Source organism: Caulobacter sp. 05L422 (assembly GCF_056397765.1).
On sequence record NZ_JBFTOB010000018.1, the window covers coordinates 109,479 to 134,881 of the forward strand.

General features: G+C 67.6%; 30 protein-coding genes and 1 pseudogene. 10 read left to right on the forward strand and 21 right to left on the reverse strand.

Annotated features, from left to right (window positions below; genetic code table 11):
- Positions 1–6 precede the first annotated feature (6 nt).
- The 5 genes from recG to tcyJ all read right to left on the reverse strand — a co-directional run bounded on the left by recG (position 7) and on the right by tcyJ (position 4,844).
- Positions 7–2,082, reverse strand: coding sequence for an ATP-dependent DNA helicase RecG (recG, locus tag AC1DMQ_RS17575; protein ID WP_477034844.1), 2,076 nt, complete (start codon positions 2,080–2,082; stop codon positions 7–9).
- A gap of 146 nt (positions 2,083–2,228) precedes the next feature.
- On the reverse strand, positions 2,229–2,531 hold the full coding sequence (locus AC1DMQ_RS17580) for a hypothetical protein (RefSeq protein ID WP_477034845.1): 303 nt from the start codon (positions 2,529–2,531) through the stop codon (positions 2,229–2,231).
- 63 nt (positions 2,532–2,594) lie between these two features.
- Positions 2,595–3,335, reverse strand: coding sequence for an amino acid ABC transporter ATP-binding protein (locus tag AC1DMQ_RS17585; protein WP_477034846.1), 741 nt, complete (start codon positions 3,333–3,335; stop codon positions 2,595–2,597).
- A complete protein-coding gene (gene tcyL, locus AC1DMQ_RS17590; protein ID WP_477034847.1) occupies positions 3,332–3,988 on the reverse strand; it encodes a cystine ABC transporter permease in 657 nt (218 codons plus the stop codon). Before tcyL ends, AC1DMQ_RS17585 begins: the two co-directional genes overlap by 4 nt.
- Before the next feature lie 58 nt (positions 3,989–4,046).
- Entirely contained in the window at positions 4,047–4,844 is a 798-nt protein-coding gene (tcyJ, locus tag AC1DMQ_RS17595) for a cystine ABC transporter substrate-binding protein (RefSeq protein ID WP_477034848.1), read from the reverse strand.
- 168 nt (positions 4,845–5,012) lie between these two features.
- Between tcyJ and AC1DMQ_RS17600 the strand changes: the two genes are divergently transcribed.
- Positions 5,013–6,485: a M48 family metallopeptidase gene (locus AC1DMQ_RS17600; protein ID WP_477034849.1), complete on the forward strand. Its 1,473-nt coding sequence runs from the start codon at positions 5,013–5,015 to the stop codon at positions 6,483–6,485.
- A 7-nt stretch (positions 6,486–6,492) separates the two neighbouring features.
- Here the strand turns inward: AC1DMQ_RS17600 and AC1DMQ_RS17605 are convergent, their stop codons facing one another.
- Entirely contained in the window at positions 6,493–7,608 is a 1,116-nt protein-coding gene (locus AC1DMQ_RS17605) for a beta-ketoacyl-ACP synthase III (RefSeq protein ID WP_477034850.1), read from the reverse strand.
- A gap of 313 nt (positions 7,609–7,921) precedes the next feature.
- Between AC1DMQ_RS17605 and AC1DMQ_RS17610 the strand changes: the two genes are divergently transcribed.
- Entirely contained in the window at positions 7,922–8,461 is a 540-nt protein-coding gene (locus AC1DMQ_RS17610; protein WP_477034851.1) for a porin family protein, read from the forward strand.
- Between the two features lie 99 nt (positions 8,462–8,560).
- Here the strand turns inward: AC1DMQ_RS17610 and AC1DMQ_RS17615 are convergent, their stop codons facing one another.
- Positions 8,561–8,977, reverse strand: coding sequence for a DUF805 domain-containing protein (locus tag AC1DMQ_RS17615; RefSeq protein WP_477034852.1), 417 nt, complete (start codon positions 8,975–8,977; stop codon positions 8,561–8,563).
- A 175-nt stretch (positions 8,978–9,152) separates the two neighbouring features.
- On the opposite strand from AC1DMQ_RS17615, the gene AC1DMQ_RS17620 reads away from it, so the two are divergent.
- Positions 9,153–9,554 carry a hypothetical protein gene (locus AC1DMQ_RS17620; protein WP_477034853.1) on the forward strand — a complete coding sequence of 134 codons (402 nt, stop codon included), beginning with the start codon at positions 9,153–9,155 and terminating at the stop codon, positions 9,552–9,554.
- A complete protein-coding gene (locus tag AC1DMQ_RS17625; protein WP_477034854.1) occupies positions 9,551–10,474 on the forward strand; it encodes a sterol desaturase family protein in 924 nt (307 codons plus the stop codon). The genes AC1DMQ_RS17620 and AC1DMQ_RS17625 overlap by 4 nt, the downstream gene beginning before the upstream one ends.
- Here the strand turns inward: AC1DMQ_RS17625 and AC1DMQ_RS17630 are convergent.
- The 7 genes and pseudogenes from AC1DMQ_RS17630 to AC1DMQ_RS17660 form a co-directional block, all read right to left on the reverse strand.
- Entirely contained in the window at positions 10,458–11,342 is an 885-nt protein-coding gene (locus AC1DMQ_RS17630; protein ID WP_477034855.1) for an alpha/beta fold hydrolase, read from the reverse strand. The genes AC1DMQ_RS17625 and AC1DMQ_RS17630 overlap by 17 nt on opposite strands.
- A 5-nt stretch (positions 11,343–11,347) precedes the next feature.
- Positions 11,348–12,022, reverse strand: a complete 675-nt coding sequence (locus tag AC1DMQ_RS17635) for a phosphatase PAP2 family protein (RefSeq protein ID WP_477034856.1) — start codon at positions 12,020–12,022, stop codon at positions 11,348–11,350.
- A gap of 54 nt (positions 12,023–12,076) precedes the next feature.
- Positions 12,077–12,970 carry an SPFH domain-containing protein gene (locus tag AC1DMQ_RS17640; RefSeq protein ID WP_477034857.1) on the reverse strand — a complete coding sequence of 298 codons (894 nt, stop codon included), beginning with the start codon at positions 12,968–12,970 and terminating at the stop codon, positions 12,077–12,079.
- Positions 12,967–13,194: a hypothetical protein gene (locus tag AC1DMQ_RS17645; RefSeq protein ID WP_477034858.1), complete on the reverse strand. Its 228-nt coding sequence runs from the start codon at positions 13,192–13,194 to the stop codon at positions 12,967–12,969. Before AC1DMQ_RS17645 ends, AC1DMQ_RS17640 begins: the two co-directional genes overlap by 4 nt.
- A 299-nt stretch (positions 13,195–13,493) precedes the next feature.
- Positions 13,494–13,880 (reverse strand): hypothetical protein, encoded by a 387-nt coding sequence (locus tag AC1DMQ_RS17650; protein WP_477034859.1) that lies wholly within the window; start codon positions 13,878–13,880, stop codon positions 13,494–13,496.
- 5 nt (positions 13,881–13,885) lie between these two features.
- A pseudogene (locus AC1DMQ_RS17655) lies at positions 13,886–14,894 on the reverse strand (NUDIX hydrolase).
- Positions 14,875–15,516 (reverse strand): YfbR-like 5'-deoxynucleotidase, encoded by a 642-nt coding sequence (locus tag AC1DMQ_RS17660; RefSeq protein ID WP_477034860.1) that lies wholly within the window; start codon positions 15,514–15,516, stop codon positions 14,875–14,877. The pseudogene AC1DMQ_RS17655 and the gene AC1DMQ_RS17660 overlap by 20 nt, the downstream one beginning before the upstream one ends.
- A 138-nt stretch (positions 15,517–15,654) precedes the next feature.
- Here AC1DMQ_RS17660 and AC1DMQ_RS17665 point away from each other — a divergent pair, with 138 nt between their 5' ends.
- Together AC1DMQ_RS17665 and AC1DMQ_RS17670 are read left to right on the forward strand one after the other, a co-directional pair.
- Complete coding sequence (locus AC1DMQ_RS17665; protein WP_477034861.1) at positions 15,655–16,470, forward strand: universal stress protein; 816 nt, start codon at positions 15,655–15,657, stop codon at positions 16,468–16,470.
- Between the two features lie 33 nt (positions 16,471–16,503).
- Positions 16,504–16,875: a hypothetical protein gene (locus AC1DMQ_RS17670; RefSeq protein ID WP_477034862.1), complete on the forward strand. Its 372-nt coding sequence runs from the start codon at positions 16,504–16,506 to the stop codon at positions 16,873–16,875.
- Here AC1DMQ_RS17670 and AC1DMQ_RS17675 read toward each other — a convergent pair.
- The 7 genes from AC1DMQ_RS17675 to AC1DMQ_RS17705 form a co-directional block, all read right to left on the reverse strand.
- Positions 16,872–17,663, reverse strand: a complete 792-nt coding sequence (locus tag AC1DMQ_RS17675) for a hypothetical protein (protein WP_477034863.1) — start codon at positions 17,661–17,663, stop codon at positions 16,872–16,874. The two genes, AC1DMQ_RS17670 and AC1DMQ_RS17675, sit on opposite strands and share 4 nt — an antisense overlap.
- 71 nt (positions 17,664–17,734) lie before the next feature.
- Entirely contained in the window at positions 17,735–18,604 is an 870-nt protein-coding gene (locus AC1DMQ_RS17680; protein WP_477034864.1) for an AAA family ATPase, read from the reverse strand.
- Between the two features lie 101 nt (positions 18,605–18,705).
- Positions 18,706–18,873 carry a hypothetical protein gene (locus AC1DMQ_RS17685; RefSeq protein ID WP_477034865.1) on the reverse strand — a complete coding sequence of 56 codons (168 nt, stop codon included), beginning with the start codon at positions 18,871–18,873 and terminating at the stop codon, positions 18,706–18,708.
- Between the two features lie 77 nt (positions 18,874–18,950).
- Positions 18,951–19,334, reverse strand: coding sequence for a primosomal protein (locus AC1DMQ_RS17690; protein ID WP_477034866.1), 384 nt, complete (start codon positions 19,332–19,334; stop codon positions 18,951–18,953).
- Between the two features lie 106 nt (positions 19,335–19,440).
- A complete protein-coding gene (gene pseH / locus AC1DMQ_RS17695; RefSeq protein WP_477034867.1) occupies positions 19,441–20,037 on the reverse strand; it encodes a UDP-4-amino-4,6-dideoxy-N-acetyl-beta-L-altrosamine N-acetyltransferase in 597 nt (198 codons plus the stop codon).
- A complete protein-coding gene (locus tag AC1DMQ_RS17700; protein WP_477034868.1) occupies positions 20,034–20,753 on the reverse strand; it encodes a cytidylyltransferase domain-containing protein in 720 nt (239 codons plus the stop codon). The genes pseH and AC1DMQ_RS17700 overlap by 4 nt, the downstream gene beginning before the upstream one ends.
- Before the next feature lie 94 nt (positions 20,754–20,847).
- Entirely contained in the window at positions 20,848–22,647 is a 1,800-nt protein-coding gene (locus AC1DMQ_RS17705) for a tetratricopeptide repeat protein (protein ID WP_477034869.1), read from the reverse strand.
- A gap of 185 nt (positions 22,648–22,832) precedes the next feature.
- Here AC1DMQ_RS17705 and flbT point away from each other — a divergent pair, with 185 nt between their 5' ends.
- The 4 genes from flbT to AC1DMQ_RS17725 all read left to right on the forward strand — a co-directional run.
- Positions 22,833–23,228 (forward strand): flagellar biosynthesis repressor FlbT, encoded by a 396-nt coding sequence (gene flbT / locus AC1DMQ_RS17710; protein WP_477034870.1) that lies wholly within the window; start codon positions 22,833–22,835, stop codon positions 23,226–23,228.
- On the forward strand, positions 23,218–23,580 hold the full coding sequence (gene flaF / locus AC1DMQ_RS17715) for a flagellar biosynthesis regulator FlaF (RefSeq protein ID WP_012286916.1): 363 nt from the start codon (positions 23,218–23,220) through the stop codon (positions 23,578–23,580). The genes flbT and flaF overlap by 11 nt, the downstream gene beginning before the upstream one ends.
- Before the next feature lie 259 nt (positions 23,581–23,839).
- Positions 23,840–24,658, forward strand: coding sequence for a flagellin (locus AC1DMQ_RS17720; protein ID WP_477034876.1), 819 nt, complete (start codon positions 23,840–23,842; stop codon positions 24,656–24,658).
- Positions 24,659–24,978: 320 nt separating this feature from the next.
- The coding region (locus AC1DMQ_RS17725) for a flagellin (RefSeq protein ID WP_477034871.1) at positions 24,979–25,403 on the forward strand (425 nt) is incomplete at its 3' end.

A 25,403-nucleotide genomic window follows, 5' to 3' on the forward strand; every position in this document is an offset into this window, starting at 1 on the left:
TTCGCCTCACCCAGCGTCATTCAAGGGAGAAGCGGCCTTCCAGTCGAACAGCTCCTGCAGCATCCGCACCGCCTGGCCGCGCGGGCTGGTCAGGTCCGGGTCGCGGGCCAGGATCAGTCGGGCGTCGTCGGCGGCCACGGCGATCAGGTCGCGGTGCGCGACGGGGTCGGCCAGCTTGTAGGCCGGGAAGCCGCTCTGCTTGAGGCCCAACGGATCGCCGCCGCCGCGCAGCTCCAGGTCCTTCTCGGCGATCTCGAAGCCGTCGTCGCTGCGGCGCAGGATGTCCAGGCGTTGCTGGGCGGTCTCCGACAGCGGCGGGTCGTAGAGCAGGACGCAGGAGCTCTCGCGCGCCCCGCGACCCACGCGGCCCCGAAGTTGGTGAAGCTGGGCCAGGCCGAAGTGGTCGGCGTGCTCGATGACCATGATGCTGGCGTTCGGCACGTTGACCCCCACCTCGACCACGGTGGTGGCGACCAGCACGCTGACCTCGCCGTCGACGAAGGCCTGCATGACCGCGTCCTTCTCGGCGGCGGGCATCTGGCCGTGGACCAGGCCGACGCTGGGGCCGATGGCCTGGCGCAGGGAGGCGGCGCGTTGCTCGGCGTCCCGCAGGTCGATCTTCTCGGACTCCGAGACCAGCGGACAGATCCAGAAGGCCTGGGCCCCGGCCTGGGCGGCGGCCTTAAGCCGTTCGATGATCTCCGGGATGCGCGGCGTCGGCGCGGCGCGGGTGGCGACCGGCGTGCGGCCCGGCGGCTTCTCGTCGATCCGCGAGACGTCCAGGTCGCCGAACACGGTCAGCTCCAGGGTGCGCGGGATCGGCGTGGCCGACATGGCGACCAGGTGCGCGCCTTCCCCCTTGTCCTGCAGGCGCTTGCGTTCGTTGACCCCGAAGCGGTGCTGTTCGTCGATGATCGTCAGGCCCAGGGCCTTGAACGCCACGTCGTCCTGGAACAGGGCGTGGGTGCCCACGGCCACGGCGGCCGAGCCGTCGGCCAGCTTGGCCAACTTTGAGGTCCGGGCCGAGCCCTTGTCGCGGCCGGTCAGCAGGATCACCGCCAGGCCCTGGGCCTCCAGCGGCGGGGCCAGGGTCTCGTAGTGCTGGCGGGCCAGGATCTCGGTCGGGGCCATCAGGGCCGACTGCAGCCCGCTGGCGGCCGCGTCGGCCATGGCCAGCATCGCGACGACCGTCTTGCCCGAGCCGACGTCGCCCTGCAGCAGCCGGCCCATGCGCTCGCCGCTGGCCATGTCGCCGCGCACCTCGGACAGGGCGCGGATCTGGGCGCCGGTCAGCTTGAAGGGCAGGGCCTTCTCGACGGCGTCCGAGAGCGGGCCGGCGTGGATGCGCGGCGCGGGGTGCGAGCGCTTGCCGGCCTTGCGCTGGGCCAGGGCCAACTGGTGGGCCAGAAGCTCGTCATAGGCCAAGCGGCGGCGGGCCACCGACATCGGCGACAGGTCGATTTCGGTCTGCGGGTTGTGCAGCAGCGCCAGGGCCTCGCGCCAGGCCGGAAAGCCCTCGCGGGTCAGCCAGGCCGGGTCCTGCCACTCCGGCAGGCTGGCGGCCCGCTCCAGGGCCTCTTGGGCGAACTTGCGGAAGGTGCGCGAGGGCAGGCCGGCCGTGGCCGGATAGACCGGCTCGACCGGCGGGATGTCGGCCGCCTTGTCGGCGTCGATCAGGTAGTCGGGGTGTGCGACCTGGATTTCGCTGCCGTAGCGCTCGACCTTGCCGCTGACGGCCCGCTTGGCGCCGACCGGGTGCTGGCGCTCCAGATGCGGCCCGTGGCCCTTGAACCAGGTCAGGGTGACGAAGCCGTGCTCGTCCCAGGCGCGGATCCGCCAGGGCTGGCCAGAGCGCTGCGGCGGCAGGTGGGCGTCGATGGTCACCAGGAACGTCTGGACCTGGCCATCGACCGCGTGATCCGAGGTGGTGGCCGTGCGGCGGATCAGGCTGGTCGGCGGCGTGAACAGCACGTCCCGCACGATCGGCCCCGCCAGCCGTTCGACCAGCGGCGCGACGCGCGGCCCCACGCCTTTCAGCGTGGAGACCGGCGTGAACAGCGGAAAGAGAATCTCGGGGCGCATGCTGGCGCCACCATAGCGAAGCCTGCGCCGGATGTGGACGCCGCCGCGTTCTCTTTTCGTGCTGTATTTTCGAGGGAAGCTCGACCGTAAGAGGTCGGACGGATCCCGGGACGACGTTTCTGTCGGCCGGGAGCTCCGAGAGGGGACTACTCGCCCCGGTTCATGACCGGCTTCACGGCCGCCACGATGTCCTGCAGCTCGTCCGAGCGCGAGGCGCCCGAGACGTTCAGGCGCGTGTAGAGGTGTTCGGCCTTGTGCTTCAGCGCGGCCTCGGGGAAGCGGTTGCCGGCCCCATGCAGGTTGTTGGCTTCACCCGCATAGATGATCGTCCCGTGCGCGTCGACGAACACGAAATTGCCAGCGATCGTCGTCCGAGGATCGCGATCCTCGGCCAGCTTGTAACGGTAGACGGCGCCCGATGCGCCTTGCAGATCGATATATTGTTTCACTGGGACCTCGCCTCAATGCACACGGCGTCGGCGGCGAGGAGGTGAGGGGCGCCGGAGGCCAAATTATGACCTTAGGCCGCTAACCTTGCTGAGGAATCGCCGCGTGCGATCTTCCTTAGGCGATCCCAGCACGGCGGCGGAAGGGCCTTGTTCAATTATAACGCCGTCATCCATGAACAGCGTCCGATCCGCCACATCCCGCGCAAAGTCCATTTGGTGGGTCACGATGACCATGGTGCGCTTCTCGGCGGCTAGGTCGCGGATCACCGTCAGCACCTCGCCGACCAGTTCCGGGTCGAGCGCCGAGGTCGGTTCGTCGAACAGGATGACCTCGGGATCCATGGCCAGGGCCCGGGCGATGGCGCAGCGCTGCTGCTGGCCGCCGGACAGCTCGCGGGGATAGGCGTCGACCCGATGGGCCAGGCCGACCTTGGTCAGCAGGGCCCGGGCTTTCTCGTGGGCTTGCGCCGGTTTGACGCCGCGCACCACGATCAGCCCCTCGGCCACGTTCTGCAGGGCCGTGCGGTGCGGGAAGAGGTTGAAGCTCTGGAACACGAAGCCGACCCGGCCTTTCAGCGCTCGGGCCAGGGGCGGCTTGGACCCGGCCGTGACGCCGGCCACGGTCAGGGTCCCACCGTCGATCAGCTCCAGTCCCGCCAGGCAGCGCAGCAGGGTGCTCTTGCCCGAGCCGCTGGGGCCGATGACCGCGACCACCTCGCCGGGCGCGACGGTCAGGTCCACACCGTTCACGACGGTGGTGTCGCCGAAGCGCTTGATCAGGCCCTTGGCCTCGATGGCGCTCATCGACGGCCCTCCGCCTGGCGTTCCAGCCGGGTCTGGCCCAGGGCCAGCAGGCTGGAGAGGATCCAGTAGAGGGCGGCGGCCGCCAGATACATGGCGAAGATCTCGTAGGTGCGGGCGGTGATCAACTGGGCCTGGCGGAACAGCTCGGGCACCTGGATCGTCGCGGCCAAGGAGGTGTCCTTGACCAGGCTGATGAAGCTGTTGGACAGCGGCGCGACGGCGGTGCGGGCGGCCTGGGGCAGGATCACCCGGCGCAAGGCCTGGCCGCGGCTCATGCCCAGCACGCTGGCGGCTTCCCACTGGCCCTTGTCGACCGCGGCGATGGCGCTGCGCAGGATCTCGCCCGCATAGGCGCCGATATTGATCGAAAAGCCGATCCCGGCCGCCAGCAGCGGCGGCAGCTGGATGCCCAATTGCGGCAGGCCGTAGTAGATCAGGAACAGCTGCACCAAGAGCGGCGTGCCCCGGATCGCCGAGACATAGACCGCCGCCGGCCAGCGCAGCAGCGGGCTGCGCGACAGCCGCATCAGCGCCAGGCCAAAGCCGATCACCAGGCCCACGCCCATGCCGATCAGGCTGAGCAGCACCGTGTAGCCCGCGCCCTTCAGCAGCAGCGGGGCGGACTGGGCGATGAGATCGAGGGCGGGGTTCATCGGAGAACGGCCGGGGACAGGCGCTTGCGCCTGTCCCCAATCATGGAACGAGTTGGCTTCACTTCGTCACGTCCTGCCCGAACCACTTGGTCGAGATCGCCGCAAGCTGGCCGTTGGCGCGCAGGGCGTCGATGGCCTGGTCGACCGTCACCTTCATCGCCGGGTCGCGCAGCATGGCCACGCCCATGCCCTGGCTGGCGAACGGCGGGCCCGAAGCGACGAAGTCGGGCGTGGTCTTGACGAAGTCGGCGGCCACCAGACGATCGTTCAGCACCGCGTCGATGCGGCCGGCCTTCAGGTCCTGGTACTTGGTGGGATCGTCGTCATAGGTGCGCACGACGGCGGTCGGGACATTGGCCCGCAGCCAGCTCTCGTAGTTGGTGCCCAGGCCCACGCCGACCTTCTTGCCCGCCAGGTCGGCGGGCGTGGCGACGCCCGTCTGGCCCTTGCGGACGATGATCTGGATGCCCGAGACGGTGTAGGGCCGAGAGAAGTCGTACTTGGCCGCCCGTTCCGGCGTGATGGTGATCTGGTTGATCACCACGTCGATCCGCTTGGACTCCAACGCGCCCAGCAGGCCCGCGAACGGCGAGGGGTGGAACTCGGCCTTGACCTTCATCTGGGCGGCCAGGGCGTTGGCGAAATCGACCTCGAAGCCGGCCAGCTGGCCGTCCTTGTCCTGGAAGTTGAACGGCGGATAGGTGCCTTCCAGCCCGACGCGCAGGACCTTGGTCGCCTCGACGCGCTTGAGCCCGCTCTCGGCGACGTTCCCGGTCTTGCCGCCGCAGCCGGCCAGGGCGGCGGTCGTTCCCAGGGCCAGGGCGATCAGGAGTTCACGACGAGCGGGGAATCGCATGCGAGCCTCGAAAGACGAAATCATGGGCGCATTTCTATACGCCCCGCGCGCCGCCGCCAGAGGCAAGCGTCGCCGCCGTACCGACGAGTCCAATCTGACCGCGATTTAACCTGACGACCGGCGCGCGCTCTGGCTTGCTGCGGCGTCGCGACCTTATGGGGAATTCCATTGGCTCAGTTCGATCCGGCCGCGGCCACCGCCGCCTATCTGGCGCAACTGCCGCCCGAGGCCCACGCCAAGGCCACGGCCTACACCCAGGGCGGCCACTGGCTGCTGCTGTGGGGTTTCCTGGTCGCGGTGCTGGTCTCGTTCCTGATCGTGCGCAGCGGCGTGCTGGTGGGGCTGCGTCGCCGGCTTGAGCGGCGCAGGTCGCGGCCGGTGCTCGTCAGCCTGGTGGTCGGTGTCGTCTACCTGCTGATCGACAGTCTCCTGGGCCTGCCCTGGTCGATCTATTCCGGCTGGTGGCGGCAGAAGCATTACGGCCTGACCAGCCAGGCCTTCACCGGCTGGCTGGGCGAGGCGGCGATCGGCATGGCGATCGGCGCTGTGCTGTTCGGCCTGTTCCTGACGGCGCTCTACGCCCTGATCCGCAAGGCGCCGCGCACCTGGTGGCTGTGGAGCGGGGGGCTGACGGCGGTGTTCATCATCGTCGCGATGGTGCTGTCGCCGATCTATATCGAGCCGATCTTCAACAAGTACACGCCCGCGCCGGCCGGTCCGGTACGCGACCAGGTCGCGGCCATGGCCAGGGCCAACGGCATCCCGGCCGACAAGATTTTCGTCTACGACGGCTCCAAGCAGTCCAACGCCTACACCGCCAACGTCTCGGGCCTGTTCGGCTCGGCGCGCGTGGCGATGAGCGACACCATGTTCAAGCAGGGCGCGGACCTGGCCGAGGTGCGCGGCGTCGTCGGTCACGAGATGGGCCACTACGCCCACCACCATTCGCTGTGGATCGCGGGCGTGATGAGCCTGCTGGCGATCCTGGCCTTCTTCTTGGTCGACCGCCTGTTCGCGCCGGTCTCGGCCCTCTTGGGCGCCGACACGGTCAAGGGTGTCGCCGACCCCGCCGGCCTGCCGGTGCTGAGCGTGATCCTGGCGGCGCTGTCGCTGCTGGGCACGCCCGTGACCAACAGCCTGATCCGCATCGCCGAAAGCGACGCCGACCGCTACAGCCTGGTCCATTTCAATGAGCCGGACGGCCTGTCCAAGGCCCTGGTCAAGACCATCGAATACCGCGCGGCGACGCCCAGCCGGCTCGAGGAGGTGCTGTTCTACGACCACCCGGCCGTGGGCAATCGCATCCGTCGGGCGATGGACTGGAAGGCGGCGCATGCGAAGGCGGAGGCGCTCGCGTTCGATACGGCCGCGGCCCGACGGGCGTTCGCTGGCCAAGCGGTCGCTCTGCAGCGGACCTTGCCGGTGGGCACGGGCGACCTGGTCCTCAGGACCGACGGAACCTGGTTCCAGAGCCAGGACTTTGGCTCAAACCAGGGGCGCTATGGCATCGAAGGCGACAAGCTGTGCCTGTTCGACGCCGGACCGCCCCGCTGTTACGTCATCGGCCGTTCGACGACGGGGTGGACGCTGGCGGGCCACGGCATGCCTGCGACGCCCGTCGTCTTCCAGGCCATCAAGTAGATCGGACCTACCGCTTCCTGACGAACACGGTCCCGGCCGAATAGCCCGCGCCGAAGCTGCAGATCAGACCCGTCTCGCCCGGCGCGAAGTCGTCGTTGGCGGTGTGGAAGGCGATGATCGAGCCGGCCGAGCTGGTGTTGGCGTAGGTGTCGAGGATGATCACGTTCTCGCCCGGCTCGGGATCGCGGCCCAGCACCTTGCGGCCGATCATCTCGTTCATGTTGATGTTGGCCTGGTGAAGCCACAGGCGCTTCAGGCCCGTGGGGTCGACGCCGATGTCGCCCGCATGCTCGACGATCATCTGGCTGACCATCGGCACCACCTCGCGGAACACCTTGCGGCCTTCCTGCACGAACAGCTTGTCGCGCGCGCCGACGCCTTCGGGGGCCGTGCGATTGAGGAAGCCGAAATTGTTGCGGATGTTGTTGGAGAACTCGGTCTTCAGGCGCGTGCCCAGGATTTCCCAGCCGCCGGTCGCCTGGCTTTCGTCTTCCAAGATCACGGCCGTGGCCACGTCGCCGAAGATGAAATGGCTGTCGCGGTCGGTGAAATTCAGATGGCCCGAGCAGATCTCGGGATTGACCATCAGCACGGCCTTGGCGCTGCCGGTGGCGATGAAGTCGGCGGCGGTCTTGATGCCGAAGGTGGCCGACGAACAGGCGACGTTCATGTCGAACGCAAAGCCCTCGATGCCCAGGGCCTGCTGCACCTCGATGGCCATGGCCGGATAGGCGCGCTGCATGTTCGAGGCCGCGCAGATCACCGCCCCGATCTCGGAAACGGGCTTGCCCCAGCGGGCGATCGCCTGCCTGGCGGCCTCGACGGCCATTTCGGCCAGGATCGAAATCTCGTCGTTGGAGCGCTCGGGCAGGATCGGGCGCATGACCTCGGGGTCGATGATCCCGGCCTTGTCCATCACGTAGCGGGCCTTGATGCCCGAGGCCTTCTCGATGAATTCGGGCGAGGAGGGGGCCAGCGCGACGACCTCGCCGGCGGCGATCGCCTCGGCGTTGGCGGCGTTGAAGCGCTCGACGTAAGCGTTGAAGGCTTCGACCAGCTCGGTGTTCGAAACGCTGAACGGCGGGGTGTACAGCCCCGTGGCGACGATGACGGCTTTAGGCAAGGCGGCGGTCCCGGTGACGCTGGCGCGCCTCCCTCTGAAAAGGTTTGGGGGCGCGGCTCTGACTTTGTGACCGATCAATAGCACGCCTGACGCGGGCGTCACCTTTCCCCGCGCGGCAGGGAAGCCACACCCCGTGGCTTTCGACGCGGAATACGGAACGTTTTCGCGCCGCCACAATCGCCACGGACGTGTCGAGATCGACACCCAATGGCCCCAAACGGGCGCGCCAGGGTCCAAAGGCGGCCCCATGGCGAGGCTATCCAGGTCAGGTCGAGGCGCTCCCCCTGCCTCGCCAGTGCCAAGGAGTACAACAATGAAAACTCTCATGACGGCGGCCGCCCTTACCGGGTCCTTGGCCGCCCTTTCGGTCGCCGCTGTTCCCGCCCTGTCGCAGGCTCAAGAGGTCTACGGGACCCTGGGCTACGCCGGCTCCCGCGCCGAAGGCGCCGACACCGGCGCGGTGCAGGGCCGCCTGGGCGCCAAGCTGACCCCGCACTTCGGCGTCGAGGGCGAACTGTCCGGCGGCGTCAAGGACGACAATATCGACCAGGCCGGCGTGCGGTCCAACATCGAGCAGACCCATCAGGCCGCGGTCTACGGCGTGGGCTTCCTGCCGGTGACCCCGAACATCGACCTGCTGGCCCGCGTCGGCTACGGCAACAGCCAGTTCAAGCAGACCGTGGCCGGGGTCGAGAACAAGTTCGACGCCGACAGCGTCAACTACGGCGTCGGCGCCCAGTACAAGGTCGACGACAAGAACGGCGTCCGCGTCGACTACACCCGCCAGCAATACCGCGACAACGACGCGGCCGACGCCAACGTGGTGTCGGTGGGCTACGCGCGGAAGTTCTAGGCCCAAAGCCCGAAACCTGGGCCGAAACGAAAGACGCGCGCCTCCTTTCGGGGGCGCGCGTCGTCGTATCCGGCGGTCTGAGCGTGGCTCAGACCGGGATCAGCTGAACACTTCGGCGGCGTCGGCGCCGCCGGCGTGCGGCGATTTCGGGTCGGGGCCGAAGCGGTTCGGGCCCGGCGTGCCGGGCAGCAGGTAGAAGACGATCAGCACGATCCAGCCGAGCAGCGGGATCAGGCCGATCAGGATCCACCAGGCCGAGCGGTTGGTGTCGTGCAGGCGGCGGAAGGCCACGGCGATGCTGGGGACCAGCACGGCCAGCGAGAACAGCAGGTTGAGGATGCCGACCGGATCCATCCGGCCGCTTTCCAGAGAATCAAGGCCTCCGGTCGCCACGCGCAGCACGCCGAAGACGAGGCCGACGATGAAGCAGAACAGCGAGAACAGCCAGTATTCCGAGCGACGCGCGCGGCCGTTGAAGTCGGCGTATTTCTTGAACGGCTGGAACATCAGCGACATGACGAATTCCCCAAAAGCCGCCCGCTCCCTGGCGGACGCACAACCTTGGGCAGGAAAACGGGCGGCGTAAACACCCAAAGACGCCGGCGCCGGTCGCGCCGTGACCCTACGTCGCCCTTGACGCTCGAAGCGTGGAGCGTGACGCTGGCGTCAAGTTTTCGGGAGGAAGCGTCGCTTGGACAAGGCGCTGTTGATCCAATTGCTGGGCTCGGCCGTGGCCGTCAGCCTGCTGGTCGCCATCGCGGCCTGGGCGCGGATCCCGCGCGCGACCCCGCCGCTCGACGCCGACGGCGCCCGGGCCCTGCTGGCCGTGGAGTTCCCCGACGAGCGCATCGACGCCCTGTGGATCGCCGCCGACGGCGCCGGCCTGGTGGCGCGCTCGGGCGATCGGGCCCTCGTCGCCTGGCGCAAGGGCGACGGCTATGTGGCCCGCGACCTGGCCTGGACCGCCGCCCTGGCCGCCAAGGCCGACAAGGGGTTCCTCGTCCTCAAGACCGCCGACGGCGCGCCGCGCCTGGCCCTGAAGGACGGCGTCTGGCCGCCGACTGAACTCGCGCCCCGGGAAGCCGTCGCATGAAGACCTTCGACCCCGTGCAGATGGCTATCCCGTTCTTCGTGCTGGCCGTCATCCTCGAGATCGTCCTGGCCCGGATGGGCAAGGCGAACGCCCGCTACGAGGCCAAGGACACCGCCATGTCCCTGACCCTGGGCCTGGGCAGCAGCATCGCCGGGGCGATCCTGGGCGGGGCGATCTTCGCCGCCACCGTGTGGGTCTGGCAGCACCGGATCTTCACGATTCCGATGACCGCCGTCTGGGCCTGGGTGATCCTCTTCTTCGCCGAGGACCTGACCTACTACTGGTTCCACCGCATCGCCCACGAGCGGCGCTTCTGGTGGGCCAGCCACGTCAACCACCACACCTCCACCCACTACAATCTGTCGACCGCCCTGCGGCAGACCTGGACGGGCGGGGTGGTGGGCACCTGGCTGCTGTGGCTGCCGCTGTCGTTCCTGGGCTTCCCGCCGGCCATGGTGGCCATCCAGAAGGGGATCAGCCTGATCTACCAGTTCTGGATCCACACTGAGGCGATCAAGCGCATGCCGCGCTGGTTCGAGGCGGTGTTCAACACCCCCTCGCACCACCGGGTGCACCATGCCCGCAACGCCCGCTATCTGGACGCCAACTACGCCGGCATCCTGATCATCTGGGACCGGATGTTCGGCACCTTCATCCCCGAGGTCGACGAGGAGCCCTGCCGCTACGGGACGGTGAAGAATCTGGCCAGCTTCAACCTGCTGACCAACGTCTTCCACGAGTTCATCGGCATCGGGAAGGATGTGGTCCGCCACCCCCGCCACGCCCTGGGCTATATCTTCGGCCCGCCGGGCTGGAGCCACGACGGCTCGCGCGACACGTCCCACACCCTGAAGGCCAAGTGGCGGGCGCGGCTGGAGCGCGAAGGCAAGGCGGACGCGGAGATCAGGGCCGCGGAGTGAGCCGCGGCGCGAGGAACTCGCCCATGAGCCGGGTCGCCTGATCCGCGTGGGTCTCCAGCAGGAAATGCCCGGCGTCGAAGACATGGGCTTCCATGCGCGGAAGCGCCGCCAGCCAGGACGAGACCTCCGCAAGGTCGAAGAACGGGTCGTGCCGGCCCCACAACAGCAGGGCCGGCGGCTGATGCGCGGCCAGGTAGGACGCGATCTCGTCGAACCGCGCCACGTGGCTGGCATAGTCCGCGATCAAGGCGCGCTKGGTCTCCATCCGGCCTGGCAGGGTCATGACGCGCCAGTCCTCGACCCAGACCCGGGGATCGATGCGCGCGGCGAGCTCCGCCGGCAGGCCGCCGAGATACTGGTCGCGCATGCCGTCCGGGGTGAGATGGGCTGTGGCCGCCGCTTCGTTCCGGGCGTCGGGCGCGGACCAGAATTCCAGGGTGTCGGCCCATTGAGGACCAAGGCCCGAACGATGGGCGTTGGCGTTCTGGATGACGAGGCCGCGGACCCGATGCGGCGCGCGCATGGCCAGCCGCAGGCCGACGGGCGCGCCGAAGTCGTGGAGGTAGATGAAGCGTTCGCCGACCTCCAGCCGCTCGAGCAGTTCCTCGACGCAGTCGCTGAACGCCGAGAACGACGGCCGATCCAGCACGTTCGAAGCGCCGAAGCCGGGCAGGTCGGGCGCCACCACATAGGCCAGCCGTGACAGCGGTCCGATCACCCGGCGAAAGGTCCGGGAGGAACTGGGGAAGCCATGCAGCAGCACCAGCGCGGGTCTGGCCCTGTCGCCCGCGGTCCTGAAGGCGAGATCGATTCCCCGAGCGAGGCGCATCGTCTGGAGGGCGGGTTCGCCAGGCGGGTCGGAGGTCATGAGGCCTACCGCCGCTCGCGGCCCACCAGCCAGCAGGTCGCCGCCCAGGCCGAGCCCGCGGCCCAGCCGCCCAGCACGTCGTTGGTCCAGTGGACGCCGAGGAACACCCGGCTGAAGCCGACGGCGGCGGCCGTCGTCGCCCCCACGGCCAGGCCGTAGGCCCGCAGCGCCGTGCCCTTGGCTCCCTGCGCGAACAATATGCCCAGCGACAGGAACGTCGCGGCCGACAGCAGGGCGTGGCCGCTGGGAAAGCTCTCGTTGACCGCCTCGGCGGCGCGGTATTCGGCCGGCGGCCGGCTGCGCTTGAACAGGTTCTTCAGCCCCTCGCTCAGCACCAGGGCGCCGGCGAACACGCCGGCCGTCAGCAGGGCCTCGCGGCGCTTGCCCGCGATGGCCAGGCCGCCGGCCGTCACCGCCGTCAGGCCGGCCAGCACGGTGATTCCGCCCAGGGCGCTGGTCTCGGTCAGGCTTTCCTTGAGCCACCGGGGCCCGACGGGCTCGGCAGGGTCACCGTCGGTCCGCAGCGCCTTGAGGATCTTCCAGTCGGACGCCTGGCCGTCGGCCTCGTTCTGGTCGTCGGCCACGTCCTGGAACACCGCCAGCGCCACGCCCAGCCCGAGCAGGGCGGCCAGGGCGAAGCCTTCGGTGCGGGGGTTCAGGTAGTGCCGGGCGCGATGCATCAGGCTTGAATGTGCGCGCCCGGCCGCCGTTCCCTCGGCGATCCGCCCAATCCGTCAATCGATCTTGACGAAGGGCGTCGCGCCGCCGGTCACCTTGGGCAGTTCGCCGTTCCACTTCTCGATGGCCAGCTGCTGGAGGATCTGCGGGTTGGCGCGGATCGCCTCGCCCTTGATGCGAATGGATTCGGCCTCGCCGCGCGCCTTGGCGATCGCGGCGTTGGCCAGGGCCGTCTCCTTGGCTTCCAGCGCCTTGGCGGCCAGGGCTTCCTGCTCCAGCTGGGTCTTGTTCTGCATCTGCTGGATGATGGCGTCCGGATAGCGGATCGAGCCGATCCAATCCATTTGCGAGACCGTGACGCCGTGTTTGGCCCACTTGCCCGACACCCGGGCGAAGGCGCGTTGCATCACCGCCTGGCGGCCGCCGCTGTAGAGCGTCTCGACCCCGACCTTCTCGGCTTCGGCCGCGACGGCCGAACGCACGTCGTTGCGGATCGGGCCGTCCAGCAGTTGGTCGAACGACAGGCGATAGGTCTGGTAGAGGTTGGGCGCCGAGGCCGGGTTGACCTGCAGGGTCACCGATACGTCCGCCGTCATCGGCAGGCCGGTGTTGTCGGAGAAGGTGATCTCCTCGTTCTCGTTGCCGCGCTCGTCCTTCTCGCGGGTGTAGCTGTAGGTGCGCTGGATCACCGGATACTGGACGATGCGCTCGCCGATCCCACGGAAGTACCAGCGGGCGGGCAGGGGCTCGGGCGAGACGCCGGCGCCCGAGCCCAGGGTCTTGATCTTCACGCCGGCGTTGCCGGGCTCGACCGTCGTGCTGTGCGAGGCGACGCTGCAGGAGCCCAGCACCAGGACCAGCAGACTGACCCCGCCGATGGCGAAGTTGCGCCCGGTCGCCTTCACCCTGGCGCGGGCCTTGGCGGCCTTGGTCTGGAAGTCTTCGGTCATTCCCCGATATCCCCTTTGGTCGATTGGCGAGTCTTGTTGATGTCTTTGAGCATGATCGACGCCAGCAGCCCCAGACCCACGACTCCGAGGGCGAAGGCGATGGGCGCGGCGATCAGGCCGATGTCGGTGGCCGAACCCCAGAGCGGGCCGACGATGACGCGGATCAGGACGATCGCCAGCGACACCCAGGCGACGAGATAGGCCGTGGCCTTTGCATAGATCATCACGCCCTCCGTCGAGCTCCTGGCGGCGCCGTGCGTCGGCCAAGCCCAGGTCAGAGTGGCAAGTCTTGTCAAGCTACGCACGTGAAACCTTGTCCACAGACGCGTCGTCGCCGCTTCCGCGGAGAGCCGGCCAGCGAGGCCGGGCTTAGAGGCCGGCCTCGCTCTCGCAGCGGACCCCGTCGGGCGCATAGTCCAACTGCGTCCGGCCGGCGAATTCACGCATCAGGCCGGAGAGACAATGATGGCCGGTCAGCAGGTGAGGGACCAACGCGTCGGCCGCCGGGGCGTCGTTCGGAGCCTCACACGCAAAGGTCGCTCCACTGTCGGTCCAGCACGTCGCCGCCGTCGATCTCCTCCAGCGCCAGGGCGCCTTGCGACCAGACGAAGCGCTCGGCGCCGTCGAAACCGTCCTGTTCCTCGACGATGTCGACCTCGCCGCAGATCGAGGGGATCTCGCCGTCCCAGTGGACGAAGACCTTGCCGAAGTCGACGGCCTGGGCCTGGGGGAATCGGCCGGCGACGGCGATGCGGGCGCCCTCGATGGCCTCGGCGTTGTCGGTCCCGCGATCCGCGACCGGGGTCTGGGTGTCGCGCAGGAGATAGGCGGTCGCGCCCACGCCGAGACCAGCGAGGACGAGGATCGCGACACCGCCGGCGATCAGATGCATGCGGGAGAGGTTCGCCACGCCGGCTAATCCCGCAGCAGCGGCAGGCTCAGGCCCATGGCCGGCCGCGCCGTCAGGATCTCGCGGCGGAAGCGGAACAGCTCGGCGGGGCGACCGCCGGTGTCGGCGTCCTGGCGGCCCAGGCCCTCGACCAGGTCTTCGCGCTCGACCACGCGGCGGAAGTTCTGCTTGTGCAGCGGCACGCCGGCGATGGCCTCGACCGTGCGCTGCAGAGCCGAGAGGGTGAACTCGGCCGGCATCAGCTCGAACACCACCGGGCGGTACTTGATCTTGCCCCGGATGCGCGAGAGGCCGGTGGCCAGGATGCGGCGGTGGTCCGAGATCATCGGCTCGCCCAGGGCGGCCGACAGGGCGGCGGGCTCGGCCGGATCGTGACCCTCGGCCCGGGCCCGGTCACGAGCGGCTTCGGGCGCCAGGCCGGCCTCATAGAGCAGCTCGTAGCGCTCCAGCACCCGTTCCTCGTTCCACGGCGCGCCGTCCAGGGCGAAGGCCAGGCGGGCGCGCGACCACTTGCCGGCGTCCTCGCCCGCCCAGCGGCGCAGGGCCGGGGCGATGGCGTCGTCCAGCAGGGCGGGGCGGCCGTGACGCCAGTCCTCCCATGGGAAGAAGGCCGACCAGGGGGCCCAGGCGGTGTCGGGGACCTGGGTCTCGACGGCGGTGGGGGTCAGGCCCAGGTAGCCGACCGAGACGACCCGGGCGGCGCCGGCCCCCATCTCGGCGCGCGGCGCGTCGCGGCCCTCGTCGCCGAAGGTGTAGAGCTGTTCCACATAGCCCAGCTGGAACCGGGTCTGTTCGGTGACGAAGGCCCGCAGGCCCAGCTCGAAGGTGCGGTGGCCAGCCGGGTCGAACGGACCGAACGGCAGGCCGGGCAGGGGGCTGGCGACGTCGGTGACAGCGTCGTGCGGCCGGACCGTCAGCACCACGGCCTCGCCGTCGCGGATGGCAACCACCACCGCCGACAGGCCGATGACGACCGAGGTGGAGGTCCCGCCGGTCATTCGGTCTCGAACGCAGCGCCGGGCGCCGACTCGAAGCCCGCGGCGCGCGAAAGCACGTGGAAGCGTTGGACGTAGCGGGCCTGGGCCTCGAACGGCGGCAGGGGCAGGATCTTCAGGTCGTAACCGGGCGGCGGCGCGCCGAAGATCGACAGGGACTCGGCGTGCTCGAACCCGGCCAACTGAGTGGCCTCGAAGAAGGCGCAGGCCCGGTCGGCCTGCTTGATCAGCTTCTTGATCATGGGCGGAGTCTTCACCGGCAGGCCAAAGCGGATGTGGATGGCGTCCTCCAGCCGGGCCTCGAAGTCCTTGTAGCTGACGCCCAGGGCCGCCTTGAACGGGCTGATCATGTCGCCGATCACATATTCGCTGGCGTCGTGCAGCAGGGCGGCCAGCCGCCATTTGGGCTCCAGGTCGGGCCGGATGTGGGCGGCGATCTCCTCGACCACCACGCTGTGCTGGGCCACCGAGAAGCCGTGCTCGCCCGTCGTCTGGCCGTTCCAGCGCGCCACCCGGGCCAGACCGTGGGCGATGTCCTCGATCTCGATGTCCATGGGCGAGGGATCCAGCAGGTCGAGCCTGCGTCCCGACAGCATACGCTGCCACGCCCTGGGCGGAGTTTTATGCAGCCCTTTGGCCACGAATTCGTTCCTTACGGTGAAGGTGCAGGCCTTACCCAGTCTGGACTGGCCCATCGATTGAGAAAGATCAATGAGGGCCGGGTCGTTGCCTGTGGAAATGCCTTCGCCGTTTGGAATGCTTGGACCGGGAGATCGATCATGAGCTGGATGAGAATCATGGCGCCGCTGGCTGGCGCCGCCGCCGATCGAGGGCTCCTGGAGGCCGCCCGGGTGCTAGCCGAGGGCTTCGACGCGGAGCTGGCCTGCGTCCACGCGCCCGCCGACATGGCCGACCTGATGCCGTGGATGGGCGAGGGCTTCATGGGCGGCGTGCAGGTCACGGCGCTGGAAAGCCTGAAGGAGGCGGCCGTCGAGGGCCATCACGCCGTCGACAAGCTGGTGGCCGAGCTGGGCTATGCCCGCAGCAAGGCGATCAGCCTGGAATCGCCGGTCTGGGCGGGCCTGGCGATGGAAGGGCGGCTGTCGGACGTGATCGTCTTCGACAGCGCCGCCGCGCGCGGCAAGGGTCCGCTGGCCGAGGCGTTCCAGCAGATGATCGCCGACGAGCAGCGCCCGGTGGTGGTCGCTCGTCCGGGCCTGAAGGTCGGCGGGACCGTCATGGTGGCCTGGGACGGCGGCAAGGAGGCCAGCCGGGCCATGCGTACCTCGCTGCCGCTGCTGCAGAAGGCCGCCAAGGTTGTCGTGGCGGGCGCGCCGGACGCCTCTTCGCGCAGCTTCGCCCTGGAGCGCCTGGTCGAGTTCCTGGCCGCGCGCGGCGTGACCGCCACCACCAAGATGGTCGAGGGCTCGGGTGGCGACGCGGCGGGGCTGCTGCTGGGGGCGGCCAAGGAAGTGGGGGCCGACTTCCTGGTGGCGGGGGCCTTCGGCCACCCGCGCCTGCAGGAATTCATCTTCGGGGGCACCACCCGAAGCCTGCTGAACAACGACGGCCCATCGCTGTTCCTGTCGCACTAGAGTGTTGTTTTCGTGGAAGAAGGAGGACGTCAAATGTCCCTGTCACGCATCGTCATGCGCCTGGCCCGTAATCCCGGCACCGAGTTCGCGGGTGGCGACGATCACCGGGGCTACGCATTGACCGCGCCGCTTACCGAGGATGGCTTGCTGGACGCCGCGGCCTACGCCAAGGCCAAGGACGACTGCGTGGTGCGCCGCTTCGCCCCGGACGAGGACGCCGCCGACGGTCGTCTGAACCGACGCGGCGAGCGCTGGTTCTTCGACTATGACGAGGATGTCGAGCTGGACGACGAGCCCGTCCATCGCCTGGGCCAGCACCGCTTCGCCCTGGGCGAATACGTCACCGTCACCGACGAGGATGGCCGGCCGCTGACCTACAAGGTGATGGAGGTGACGCCGGTCTAGCCCCCGACGTTGTGGCGGACCAGGGTCTTCATGTCCTCGAAGATGTCGTGGTCGCTGCCGTCGCGGCCCCTGGCCTTGACCACGGCCACGGCCAGCGGGCCGCCCTTGGGGCCGCGGGCTTCGTAGCCGACGACCCGGTAGCCGCTCGCCGCCTTGTCGCTGGCCAGGATCAGGGTGGCGCGCACGCCGTCGCCGCCCTTGCGCTGACGGATCTGGGCGCCGTCGTCGGTGGCGTGGATCTCGGTGTCGCCCTCTTCGTCGTTGCTGGATTTGACGCTGACGTTCGAATTGCCGCCGCGCTCGGTGACGTTCTTGGCGACCTTCACCTCGGCCGAGCCGTCGTTGGCGTTGATCGTCAGGCCGCCGATCTTGATGTCGGCGCCCTTGTCGTGGGCGTCGATCTTAATGCCGGGCAGGCTGATCTTGGCGCTCTCGCCGCGCGGCTTGCCGTCGGGCGGGGTCGGCGTGGAAGGCGCCTTCATGGCCGGCATCAGGGCCTTCAGGTCGGCCTCGATCGGCGCTAGGGCGGCCTCGGCGTCGCCGCCGTTCAGGGCGACCAGGCTCAGGGTGACTTCGGCGTTCTGGCCGGCATAGAGGCAGCTCTGGCCGTCGGCGGCGGCGCTGACGCGCTTCAGCTCGCCCTGCCGTTCGGGGCAGTCCAGCTTGCTGATCGCCCGTAGCGGAGCGCGCTTCCCCGAGACCTTGTGGTCGTCGTGCGACACCTCGACCTTGGGCGAGCAGGCGGCCAGGGCCATCAGGCTCAAGGCCAGCAGCGGCAGGTAACGCATCAAAGGAATCTCCCGTTCGGCGCGAACGTGATCTGGCGGCGGGCGGAAATCCAATGAAATCGCGGTAACGGCTATTGCCCCGGCCGCGCGCCCGAGCCTTCGCGGCGGGCCAGAAAGGCCAGGCGCTCGAACAGATGGACGTCCTGCTCGTTCTTCAGCAGGGCGCCGTGCAGCGGCGGGATCAGCTTGGTCGGATCCTTCTCGCGCAGGGTGGTCTCGTCGATGTCCTCGACCAGCAGCAGCTTCAGCCAGTCCAACAGCTCCGAGGTCGAGGGCTTCTTCTTCAGGCCCGGCACCTTGCGCATGTCGTAGAAGATCCGCAGGGCCTCCGCGACCAGCTTCTGCTTGATGCCCGGGAAGTGCACGTCGACGATGGCCTGCATCGTCGCTTCTTCCGGGAAGCGGATGTAGTGGAAGAAGCAGCGGCGCAGGAAGGCGTCCGGCAGCTCCTTCTCGTTGTTCGACGTGATGATGATGATCGGCCGGACCTTGGCGGCGATCGTCTCGTTGGTCTCGTAGACGTAGAACTCGTTGCGATCGAGCTCCTGCAGCAGGTCGTTTGGGAACTCGATGTCGGCCTTGTCGATCTCGTCGATCAGCAGCACAGGGCGGACGGGAGCCTCGAAGGCTTCCCACAGCTTGCCCTTCTTGATGTAGTTGCGGACGTCCTTGACCCGCTCGTCGCCCAGCTGGCTGTCGCGCAGGCGGGTCACCGCGTCGTACTCGTAGAGGCCTTGTTGGGCCTTGGTTGTCGACTTGATGTGCCAGGTCAGCAGCGGCGCGTTCATCGCCTTGGCCACCTCGTAGGCCAGCACCGTCTTGCCGGTGCCGGGCTCGCCCTTGATCAGTAGGGGACGTTCCAGGGCCACGGCGGCGTTGACGGCCACCTTCAGGTCGTCGGTTGCGACGTAATCGGCGGTGCCTTCGAAGCGAGAGCTCATGCGGTTTCCTGACGGCGTCTGGAATAAGGACGCCTCGAACAGTTGTTCAAATCAGGACTAACCTACAGACCAACGGTCGACCGGATCAAGCCGGCTTGTGGTCACGCTTCGTCGCGGGGTTTCAGCAGCTCCGGCGACGGCTTGCGATGACGGCGAGCGACCGAAGGCGGGTCGCTGGCCGGAAAGCTGTCCTCCAGCCCTTCCTCCAGCTGGTCCTCCAGATATTCGGTCTGGCCGTCAGTGTCGGCGTCGGGCTTGGCGTCGGACATGGCTGTTCTCCTGTCGCCCGTCAAATCTAGGCGTCGAGCGATCCAGCTTCAATCTCGGCTGGTCCGTCTTGGAGGTCTCAGCTCTCGTCGGCGTAGCCGAGGGATTCGATGTCGTCGTCCCCCAGTTCCGTGGATTCGAAGTCGGCGGCGCTGTCGTCGTCGTCCGAGACGGAGCCTTCCAGATCCTCGTCGTCGCCGGCGATGGCGCTGAGCGGCTCGCGCTCGACGTCCAGGCCTTCATCGTCGCGTTCGCCCTCGAGATCGTCGTCGATGTCGTCGACGTCCTCGTCGTCGAAGTCGAGGTCCTGATCGTCCTCGTCGTCGTCACCGTCGGCCTGGGTGACGTCGTACACGTCGTCCAGTTCGTCGAAGTTGGCGATGTCCTCGCCGTCGTCGGTCAGGTTGGTCTCGTCCAGGACCTCGGCGCCGTCCTGGTCGTCATAGTCGATGTCGGTGGGCATGGCGGGCTCCCTGAAATCGAGAAGGGCGAGGGCGGGCGCGCCCTCGCGGTCCCGGATTCAACCCGTCGTCCGCGACGATTGTTCCGTGAATTTCAGGTGAAGGGCGCTAGGCGAAGGGGAGGGCGTAGCCCTTGGCCAGCAGGCGCTGGGCCATCTCCTCGCGCCGGGCCGGCCAATCTTCCGCGAGCAAGCCCAGTCCGACCACGTCGGCCGGCGCGCCGTCCTTGATCACGTGGTGGCGGAACAGCGCCTCGCGCTGGAAGCCGTAGCGCTCGTGCAGCTTCCAGACGCTCTCGTTGGACAGCAGCACCTCGCACCAAAGCTTGTCGAAGCCCAGGGTCCGGAAGACGTATTCGATCATCCAGAACTCGATATACGAACCGGCGCCGAGGCCGCGCACCGACGGGCTGGCCAGATAGTAGGCCCAGGCGCAGCGACGGTTGCGGGCGTCGATGTCGGCCAGGTTGGCCAGGCCCACCGGCTCGCCGTCGACCTCGATCACCCAGTAGCGACGGCGGGCGTCGCCGGCCATGCCGTCGAACCAGCGGTCATGCTCGGCCTGGCCGATCCTGTGGTCGGAATACATGAAGGCCGCGACCTCGGGACTGTTGCGCCAGTCCAGCAGCCTCTGGCGGTCGCCGTCGGTCACGTCGCGAAGGACGACGGCGTGCGAGGCGACGGCGTCCGAGGCTTGCAGGGTCATGCGCGGCGATCTCCCCCCAGGGCGGCCAAGTCCGGCCGGCTCCGCACGAAAGCCCGCACGTCGTCCGAGGTAAAGGCCGGATTGGTCGCGTAGAGTTCGTCGTACACGGCGCGGACGAAGTCCAGGTCGTCCGGCCGATCGACCGTCCAGCGCACCTCACCCTCGTCGGCGGCCTGCTCAAGGCCCTCGATCTTGAAACGATTGGGATGGCGGTAGAGGAACGGCGTGACGTGCTCGTGGTCGTAGGGATCGACGGTCTCGTCGGCGGCGATCTTCAGGGCCACGGATTCGAAGACCTCGACGTCCAGGCCCTTGGCGAAACTGCGCCGGATCGGGGTGTTTGAGGTGTAGTCGGCGCCCGAGCGCTCATGGAGCGCCAGGGTCTGGTCGATCACGCTCGGATCGGCGAGGGGGCAATCGGCGGTCAGGCGCACGACGGTGCGGATCGGCCCGAAGGCCTCGATCGCGCCGATATAGCGGGCCAGCACGTCGTCCAGCGAACCGCGGAACACGGGAACGCCGGCGGCGATCAGGCAGACGGCCAGCGGGTCGTCGCTGGCCTGGTTCGAGGTGGCGACGACGATCCGCTCCAGCCGGGTCGCGCGCTTGAGCCGTTCGATCTGCCTCAGGATCATCGGCGCCCCGGCCAGATCGGCCAGCACCTTTCCGGGAAGCCGCGTCGAAGACATCCGAGCTTGGAGTATGGCGAGCGGCAATGGCGTACCCAAGGTTAGGACGGGATCTTGAAGCCCGGACACCGGTGCTCGTCTACCGTTGAAATGCGGTGGCCTCGTGGCGGAGCCTGCCGGCTCAAGCGGTCGGGAAGCGCTCGCGCAGGGCGGCGCCGACCTCCTGCATGGTCGGATTCCAGTCGTTGTAGTCCGGCGTGATGAAGCAGCGGGTCTGCGGGTACCAGGGGTAGTTCTGGGCGCCCAGGCGGGTCCAGGACGAGGCGCCGGTCAGCATCCAGATCGGCGCGCCGCACGCGCCGCCCAGGTTGGTGGTGGCGTTTGAGAAGCCGACGATCATGTCCATGGCGCAGCACAGGGCGGCGACATCGTCGAGGTCCATCTTCAGGTCGATGCCGGGCGGCTGCCAGATGTCGACGCCGAACTGCTCCTTGGCCAGGGCGATCTCCTCGCTGCAGTCGCCGTACTGCAGGTTGACGAAGGTCAGGCCCGGAGCCTCGAAGACCGGCCGCCACAGCATGAAGGGCGAGAACTGGCGGGCGCGTTCGCCGTTCAGCTTCAAGCTCTTCCACAACAGCCCGACCTTGGGGCCCGCCGGCGCCTTCTCCAGCTCCCGGCGCCAGTGCTCGACGCGGGCCGGATCGGCGGTCAGGAAGTTCGGACGGTTCGGGAACGCGTCCAGGCTGGAGCGGAACGGCTCCAGCAGGGCGCCCATCGGCGTCCAGAAATCGATGCCGCTCCAGTCCTCGATCTCGGGCGCGCCCCGATAGACCCGGCCCTCGTATGCGACCGTCTTGTGCGGATAGATGACGGCGTCGGGGAAGGAGCGCTGAAACAGCGGGACCAGCCGGCGTTCGACGGCCAGGGTCAGGGCGCCGTCGGGACCCAGGGCCTCGATCACGTCGGGCATGACGTTGGCCAGCATCACCTCGTCGCCCAGGCCCTGCTCGGCGCAGATCATCAGCGACTTGCCGGTCAGGTCCATGCCCGGACGCCAGCGCGGCGCGGTGATCGTGAAGCGCGGCGCCTCGACCAGGTCGTTGGAGAAGCGGACTTCGTATTCCTTCCAGCCTTCCGCCACCCGGCCCAGGGCCAGCAGGATGGTGGCGCGGCCGAACTGGATGGTCGCCAGGTCCTCGGCGTCCTCGGCCAGGGCGATCGCCCGGTCGCAATCGGCCAGCGCGCCCTCGACGTCGCCGAGGTCGAGCTTGGCGTAGGCGCGGTTGTGGTAGCCCTTGCCGAATTCGGGGTTCAGCCGCAGCGTTTCGTCGAAGAAGGTCACGCCGGTCTGGCCGTCGCCCAGGCTGCACATCACCGTGCCCAGGGTGTTCCAGAGCAGCGGCTGGTCCGGATGGGCCTGGATCGCCGGACGAAGGACGTCGATGGCCTCTTCGCAACGATTGAGGTCGCGCAACGCGCAGGCCAGGTTGTTGATGCCTTCCAAGGCGCCGGGGCGCTCGTTCAGATAGTGCTGGAAGAACTTGACGGCGAGCTCCGGCATGCCGATGCGCAGGGCCAGTCGTCCCAGGTCGCCGGCCACCGGGCCATGGTTGGGCAGCAGCCTCAGCGCCGCCTCGTAGCAGTGCATCGAGCCGGCGAAATCGTCGGTCTTCTCCCGCGCGATGCCCAGGACGTGCCAGGCCACGCCCAGCTTCTCGTCGCGTTCCAAGGCCTTGAGCGCCAGCTTCTGGCCCTTGGCGAAATCGCGGCTCTGCATGGCTTGGATAGCGCGGGCCACCAGCTTGGCGGTGTCCTGGTTGCGCACCTCGTTGACCTGGCGATCCAGCCGCGCGAGGGCGTCGGCCGAAGCGGAATCGCCGATGGCCGTCGCCTTCACCCCCAGATGAACGGCGTTGGCCACGGCTTCCTGGCCCTGGGCGAGGGCGCTGGCCGAAATCTGGGTGTCGCGACTGCGGGACATCTATTGAAGCCTTGGCGATTGGAGAGAGTCATCCTCTGGGTCAGTATGCTTAATTGTATCCTAAGCTGCGTCCCACGGCCGCAGGCCTGGCAAGAGGACGTTAACCGCCTTCGCCTAGCTTGCGCTCTGAAGCCGTTATCTCAACGGGTCGGGGGCGACACAGCAATGCAAGAGGGAGCGGCCTTGTGCCATTGAAGCTGTCGCTGAAACCCGGCGAGAAGTTCGTGCTGAACGGCGCGGTGGTCCAGAACGGCGACCGTCGCGGCGTCCTGGTGCTTCAGAACAAGGCCTCGGTGCTGCGTGAGAAGGACATCATGCAGCCCGACGAAGCCACCACGCCGGCGCGTCGGATCTATTTCCCGGTCATGATGATGTACCTGGACGAGGTCAACGCCGAGCGCCAGTACGAGGAATTCGCCACCCGCCTGACCGAATTCATGGGCGTGGTGCGCAATCCCGACGTGCTGACCGACTGCATCGCCATCTCCAAGCACGTGATGGCGCGCGAGCACTACAAGGCGCTCATGCTGAGCCGCAAGCTAATCGAATACGAAGATCAGAGGTTGGGGCATGTCTCTTAGGGCCTATCAACAGACGGCGACGCGCACCGAGAATCCGCGCGAGATGGAATATCGTCTGTTCGGTCAGGTGACGCGCGCGCTGATGGCCGCGTCCGAAGCGCCGGCGGACGACATCGCCACGCGCATCGACGCGCTCGACTGGAACCGTCGGGTCTGGTCGGCGCTGGCGACCGATTGCTCGCTGCCGGAAAACACCCTGCCGGTGCAACTGCGCGCCAGCATCATCTCGCTCAGCCTGTGGGTCGGCCGCCACTCCAGCGCCGTGATGCGCAAGGAGGAGGATTTCGAGCCGCTGATCGAAATCAACCGCATGATCATGCAAGGCCTGGCGGGCCGCGCCGACGCGGCCTGATCCTCGAGCTCCGAGGGCCGGGGAGGGCGCTTTCAGTCCACCGGCAAACCTTTCCGGAAAAACCTGCCGCCCGGCGAATTCTGCATTCGCCGGGCGGTTTCGTATCTGGCCCGAGGCTGGAGAATATCCAGCAAAATCAGCATCTTAAAAATACCGCCGAGGTGGCGCCGAGTGGCCCGCCGCTTGCGATGGGTTCCGTGGGCAAAACGCCCGACCGGCAAAACGCCGGGGCAATCCTCCCAAAATGGCGAGAACCACCATGCTGAACTCGATCAACACCAATGCCGGCGCAATGATCGCGCTGCAAAACCTGAACTCAACCAACGCGGAGCTCCAAACCACTCAGCAACGCATCAACACCGGCAAGAAGATCTCCAACGCCAAGGACAACGGCGCGATCTGGTCGATGGCTAAGATGCAAAGCGCGACGTCGCAATCGCTGAACGCCGTGAAGGATTCCCTCCAGCGCGGTCAGTCCACGATCGATGTCGGCCTTGCCGCTGGCGACACCATCACCGATCTGCTCGGCAAGATGAAGGAAAAGGCCCTGGCCGCTTCCGACACCTCGCTGAACACCGCTTCGTTCAAAGCCCTGGTTTCGGACTTCACCTCGCTGCGTGACCAGATCACCAAGGCTGTCACCAACGCCAAGTTCAACGGCGTCAGCCTCGTTGACGGCACCACGTCCAAGCTGCAGTTCCTCAGCAACTCGGACGGTGTCGCCTACACGGTGGCTGCCAAGACCCTGTCGCTCGTCGGCCTGGGCCTGGCTTCTACGTCGACCTTCACCACCGCCGCCGCGGCCAAGACCATGATCGACACGATCACCAAGTCGATGACCACGGCGACGAACAAGTTGGCGAACCTGGGCACCAGCTCGACCGGTCTGGACATGCATCTGACCTTCACGGGTAAGCTGCAGGACAGCCTGGACGCGGGTGTCGGTAACCTGGTCGATGCGGACCTGGCCAAGGAAAGCGCCAAGCTGCAATCGCTGCAGACGAAGCAGCAACTGGGCGTTCAAGCCCTGTCGATCGCGAACCAGACGCCTCAGTCGATCCTTTCGCTCTTCAAGTGATCGGCGACTAGGCTTCAAGAAGCGATCAAAGCCGGACGGTCCAAGGGCCGTCCGGCATTTCTTTTTCAGGGACCAGGGTTCGTCGAACTATTCCGAACCCAACCTGAATTTGCCCGGCAAATTTTACCTAGATCGCGCCGCGCTCGGCAAATAGTGCCGACCAAATATATGGTAAACTAAACTATAACTCTGGTATTTCAGCGTGTTGACTATTTTTGCCTAGTGGGCAGTTTTGGCCCGATCATTGCTACCTAGTTCCTCGAGCAAAATGCTCCCGGCAGTCAAAATGACGTCGGAACCCTTGAATAGGAACTGTCGCGATGCCGCTGAATAGCATCAACACGAACGCTGGCGCGATGATCGCCCTGCAAAACCTGAACGCCACCAACAGCGAACTTCAGGTCACGCAGCAACGCATCAACACCGGCAAGAAGGTCGGTAACGCCAAGGACAACGGCGCGATCTGGGCGATGGCCAAGAACCAATCGACCACCGCCAACTCGCTGAACGCCGTGAAGGACTCGCTGCAACGCGGCCAGTCGACCATCGACGTGGCCCTGGCCGCCGGCGACACCGTCACCGACCTGCTGGGCAAAATGAAGGAAAAGGCTCTCGCCGCTTCCGACACCTCGCTGAACACCTCGTCGTTCAACGCCCTGAAGTCCGACTTCAACAGCCTGCGCGACCAGATCACCAAGGCTGTCACCAACGCCAAGTTCAACGGCGTCTCGATCGCCGACGGCTC

Excerpts from the sequence above, each read along its gene's own strand:
- AC1DMQ_RS17680 (WP_477034864.1), bottom strand. The coding sequence starts at position 18,604 with ATGAGCTCTCGCTTCGAAGGCACCGCCGATTACGTCGCAACCGACGAC.
- AC1DMQ_RS17685 (WP_477034865.1), bottom strand. The coding sequence starts at position 18,873 with ATGTCCGACGCCAAGCCCGACGCCGACACTGACGGCCAGACCGAATAT.
- AC1DMQ_RS17615 (WP_477034852.1), bottom strand. The coding sequence starts at position 8,977 with ATGTCGCTGATGTTCCAGCCGTTCAAGAAATACGCCGACTTCAACGGC.
- flaF (WP_012286916.1), top strand. The coding sequence starts at position 23,218 with ATGTCTCTTAGGGCCTATCAACAGACGGCGACGCGCACCGAGAATCCG.
- AC1DMQ_RS17635 (WP_477034856.1), bottom strand. The coding sequence starts at position 12,022 with ATGCATCGCGCCCGGCACTACCTGAACCCCCGCACCGAAGGCTTCGCC.
- recG (WP_477034844.1), bottom strand. The coding sequence starts at position 2,082 with ATGCGCCCCGAGATTCTCTTTCCGCTGTTCACGCCGGTCTCCACGCTG.
- AC1DMQ_RS17675 (WP_477034863.1), bottom strand. The coding sequence starts at position 17,663 with ATGCGTTACCTGCCGCTGCTGGCCTTGAGCCTGATGGCCCTGGCCGCC.
- tcyL (WP_477034847.1), bottom strand. The coding sequence starts at position 3,988 with ATGAACCCCGCCCTCGATCTCATCGCCCAGTCCGCCCCGCTGCTGCTG.
- pseH (WP_477034867.1), bottom strand. The coding sequence starts at position 20,037 with ATGACCCTGCAAGCCTCGGACGCCGTCGCCTCGCACGCCGTCGTCCTT.
- AC1DMQ_RS17645 (WP_477034858.1), bottom strand. The coding sequence starts at position 13,194 with ATGATCTATGCAAAGGCCACGGCCTATCTCGTCGCCTGGGTGTCGCTG.
- AC1DMQ_RS17705 (WP_477034869.1), bottom strand. The coding sequence starts at position 22,647 with ATGTCCCGCAGTCGCGACACCCAGATTTCGGCCAGCGCCCTCGCCCAG.
- AC1DMQ_RS17670 (WP_477034862.1), top strand. The coding sequence starts at position 16,504 with ATGTCCCTGTCACGCATCGTCATGCGCCTGGCCCGTAATCCCGGCACC.
- AC1DMQ_RS17610 (WP_477034851.1), top strand. The coding sequence starts at position 7,922 with ATGAAAACTCTCATGACGGCGGCCGCCCTTACCGGGTCCTTGGCCGCC.
- AC1DMQ_RS17585 (WP_477034846.1), bottom strand. The coding sequence starts at position 3,335 with ATGAGCGCCATCGAGGCCAAGGGCCTGATCAAGCGCTTCGGCGACACC.
- AC1DMQ_RS17720 (WP_477034876.1), top strand. The coding sequence starts at position 23,840 with ATGCTGAACTCGATCAACACCAATGCCGGCGCAATGATCGCGCTGCAA.
- AC1DMQ_RS17665 (WP_477034861.1), top strand. The coding sequence starts at position 15,655 with ATGAGCTGGATGAGAATCATGGCGCCGCTGGCTGGCGCCGCCGCCGAT.
- tcyJ (WP_477034848.1), bottom strand. The coding sequence starts at position 4,844 with ATGCGATTCCCCGCTCGTCGTGAACTCCTGATCGCCCTGGCCCTGGGA.
- AC1DMQ_RS17625 (WP_477034854.1), top strand. The coding sequence starts at position 9,551 with ATGAAGACCTTCGACCCCGTGCAGATGGCTATCCCGTTCTTCGTGCTG.
- AC1DMQ_RS17690 (WP_477034866.1), bottom strand. The coding sequence starts at position 19,334 with ATGCCCACCGACATCGACTATGACGACCAGGACGGCGCCGAGGTCCTG.
- AC1DMQ_RS17640 (WP_477034857.1), bottom strand. The coding sequence starts at position 12,970 with ATGACCGAAGACTTCCAGACCAAGGCCGCCAAGGCCCGCGCCAGGGTG.